Origin of the sequence: Methanofastidiosum sp. (assembly GCA_035362715.1) — an archaeon.
GTDB lineage: Archaea > Methanobacteriota_B > Thermococci > Methanofastidiosales > Methanofastidiosaceae > Methanofastidiosum.
Genome location: DAOSDU010000033.1, coordinates 1 through 2,986, shown reverse-complemented (window position 1 = coordinate 2,986; position 2,986 = coordinate 1). Strand labels below are relative to the sequence as shown.

Annotated in this window: 2 protein-coding genes; one reads left to right on the top strand and one right to left on the bottom strand. The window is 33.8% G+C overall.

Annotation, left to right across the window (positions count from 1 at the left end; all coding sequences use genetic code 11):
• The first annotated feature begins 741 nt into the window (after positions 1-741).
• Positions 742-1,437 (top strand): isoprenylcysteine carboxylmethyltransferase family protein, encoded by a 696-nt coding sequence (locus PLI06_10190; GenBank protein HOI77962.1) that lies wholly within the window; start codon positions 742-744, stop codon positions 1,435-1,437.
• A gap of 115 nt (positions 1,438-1,552) precedes the next feature.
• Here PLI06_10190 and PLI06_10185 read toward each other — a convergent pair whose 3' ends face one another.
• Positions 1,553-2,695: a tetratricopeptide repeat protein gene (locus PLI06_10185; GenBank protein HOI77961.1), complete on the bottom strand. Its 1,143-nt coding sequence runs from the start codon at positions 2,693-2,695 to the stop codon at positions 1,553-1,555.
• Positions 2,696-2,986: the final 291 nt, after the last annotated feature.

Below are 2,986 nucleotides of genomic sequence, written 5' to 3'. Positions count from 1 at the left end.
ACGGAATTGGGTATGTATGTATCCAGGAAACCTTGACAGGAATTGTCGGTGAAAAAATCTTCGAGATTATTGTCTATTAGGTGGATCCGTTCCATAATCCAGATCCATTCTCCCATGAGTCCACGACTGTTTTGTTGTTGTTCTAGTTGATGATTCTTAAGGATTATTTCTTGAATGCAATCCCTGATATTGTTGAATGTTCGCCTGAATTCGTCACGTTCGTAGATAATTACTTCCTCATGGTCGGAGAATAATTTGGGGCGATATAGAATTGCCTTTGCTCCAAAAGGCATTGCTTGACTTGCTCTCAAATTTTTTCACCTCCCTGCCTATTTGTGGGGGAACATTACTATGATGAAAGGTAATGATTTGCATTGTCCAGGAGAGCATGTGAGAAGTAAACATAAATAAAAAAGTAGCAGTGATCATCTCTTGGAGGATAATCATTAAAAAATTGAACATATCCAAGGCAGTCTGATTGCAGCACTAGTAAAAGAAGTAAAATTCTTAAAAACGAATTCCAGTTTATAAACAGAATAAGGGGTGAAGGCAAAACAATATCTGCAGGAAGGCTTATTTGAGGAGGCTTAGCACTCTGCTATCCTCAAGTCTCAATTTACATAATGTGTAAATTTAAGATAGTTAAACACTATAATTTATACACGATTATAATAACTTGCTCATAGACCCTAACTTTGTGATTATGTCTTATTGTATTGATTTCAAGAGGAGCAATATAATATGACTGAAGAATCAGGTTCCATTGGAAAAGTAAGTGGGAAGTTAATTCTCAAATCTCTTTCTTTCATTGTCTTAATCATTGTGGTAATCTTTATCTCTGCAGGCCGCCTTGACTACTGGCAGGGATGGGCCTATACAGGTTTGAACCTTATCTTCCTCATTGTATCCTACTTTTTACTCCCATCTGAGTTAATTCAGGAAAGGTTGGCACCTGATAAAGGAGTGAAAAAATGGGATCTGGTATTTCAAAAGGTTTCCATACCAGTATTCCTGGCCATTCTAATAATATCAGCCCTGGACGGGGGACGTTTCTATTGGTATCCTCAGATTCCTTTTTATATAATAATCATCGGCATATTCCTCTATGCAATTGGGCAGATAATCATTTTATGGGCGAAAATGGTGAACAAATACTTCTCATCGGTGGTCCGCATCCAGACCGAGCGAGGACAAACAGTCTGTAAAGAAGGCCCCTACAGTTTCATCAGACATCCCGGATATCTGGGTGGACTGATATACTCAATTGCCACTCCATTAGTCCTGGGCTCATTTTGGGGTTTGATTCCAGTTGCCATTTCATTGTTACTACTTTTTATCCGAACAAATCTGGAAGATGAAACCCTCCAGAAAGAATTGGATGGATACACTGAATACACCCGAGAAGTAAAATATAAGATATTACCCAGAATCTGGTAGTAGATGCCCATCTGTTTTAGGAAACCTCCCTGGAAAGAAATCATTGATATGAACAAGTTATGATATTTTACTTATGAACTCGCAAACTAATTTTCACGACAAATTCAGAGGAGTGTTAGGATATATCTTGGTTTTGACCACTAATCTGTTCTATGTCTTCTTTAGCACGTTCACAGTAAGGGTTTAACTCAAGAACTTTTTTAAAACATTGAAGTGCTTCAGTATACTGTTTGAGCTCCTTATGAGCTTCACCGTTATGATAGTATGCTTCTTCAAATAAAGAATCTATTTCCAGTGCTTTTTGGTAGTATTTTAATGCATCATCAGGCTTACCAGAATGTGCCAAGATAAATCCTTTGATGTCTAATGAAGAGGTATTTCGTGAATATAATTCAAGAGATTTATTCACACACTTTAAAGCCTCATCATACTTGCCAAGATGTGCAAAAACATAACCTTTCATGTTCCATGCAAGCAAGTGTTTTGGATTCAATTCTAATATTTCATTGAGGCATTCTAATTCTTCTTTATATTGGTGCAGTCGCTCGTGAATAACTGACTTTTGAAATAACATATCATTTAATTCCATGTTCAAAAATTCTTTCGGAGACCTTATTCTTTCAAATACTTGAGTCAATTCCATATTCCAAATATTTTCTGGAAACATCATTTCTTTAAATTTTGAAAGTTTTTCATTAGTTTCATTCAACAAATCCTCGAAAGCTTCTGCTGCATCTTCTTTACATCCAATTTTGTAAAGGAATAATGCTTCATTTAGAAGGGTAAGATGATTTTCTGGATCTTTATCCAGAATTAGATCAATCATTTCTTCTGCATCATCATATCGTCTAAGACCCAATAAAATAATAAATTTATAATTTAATACCGAAATTTCGATTTTTTCATTTAATCCTTCTTCAATAAGTTCATCTATTAAATTTAACGCTTCGATTCGATTTCCACAATTATTTAAAGCTACTACTTTATGGAAAAAAAGAATTTGACGATTAGGATAAGGTTGAATTTTGGAAAGATTGGATTTCATTAATTTATCAATTTTTTCGACGGCTTCCTTAAATTTGCCAGTTTCGATAAGGGGAACAGACTGGATTATCAAAGACGCATATTTCATATTAAAAGAATAAGATATTGCAACAAGTAAAAATCCGCAAATTGGGATAATATTATAAATTGCATTGTTTGGGCTGTAACTTGGACTCCATATAGCAATTAGCCCGGATGATACAAGTAAAATCAATGCAATGATTACTAAATAAAGTTTATAACTGTAAATCATGAAATACCGATGTGTAATATTAGTCACAATCGTTAATAAAGAGAAAAATATGATGCATGGTAAAGTAAGTCTTAAACATATTGAGACAAAAAATGTTATTAGAATAACAATAATAATTATTAATTTTATTTTATCGACTTTAATAAATGCCACCGCCTATTAATATTAATTCATATTGAATATAAAACCTTACTTTAAATAATTTCGTATTGTTAAAAATATAATCCCAACTTAAAGTAAGAATAGCTAAAC

Bases quoted from the DNA above. Each gene is read 5' to 3' on its own strand.
- PLI06_10190 (HOI77962.1), top strand. From the start codon at position 742: ATGACTGAAGAATCAGGTTCCATTGGAAAAGTAAGTGGGAAGTTAATT.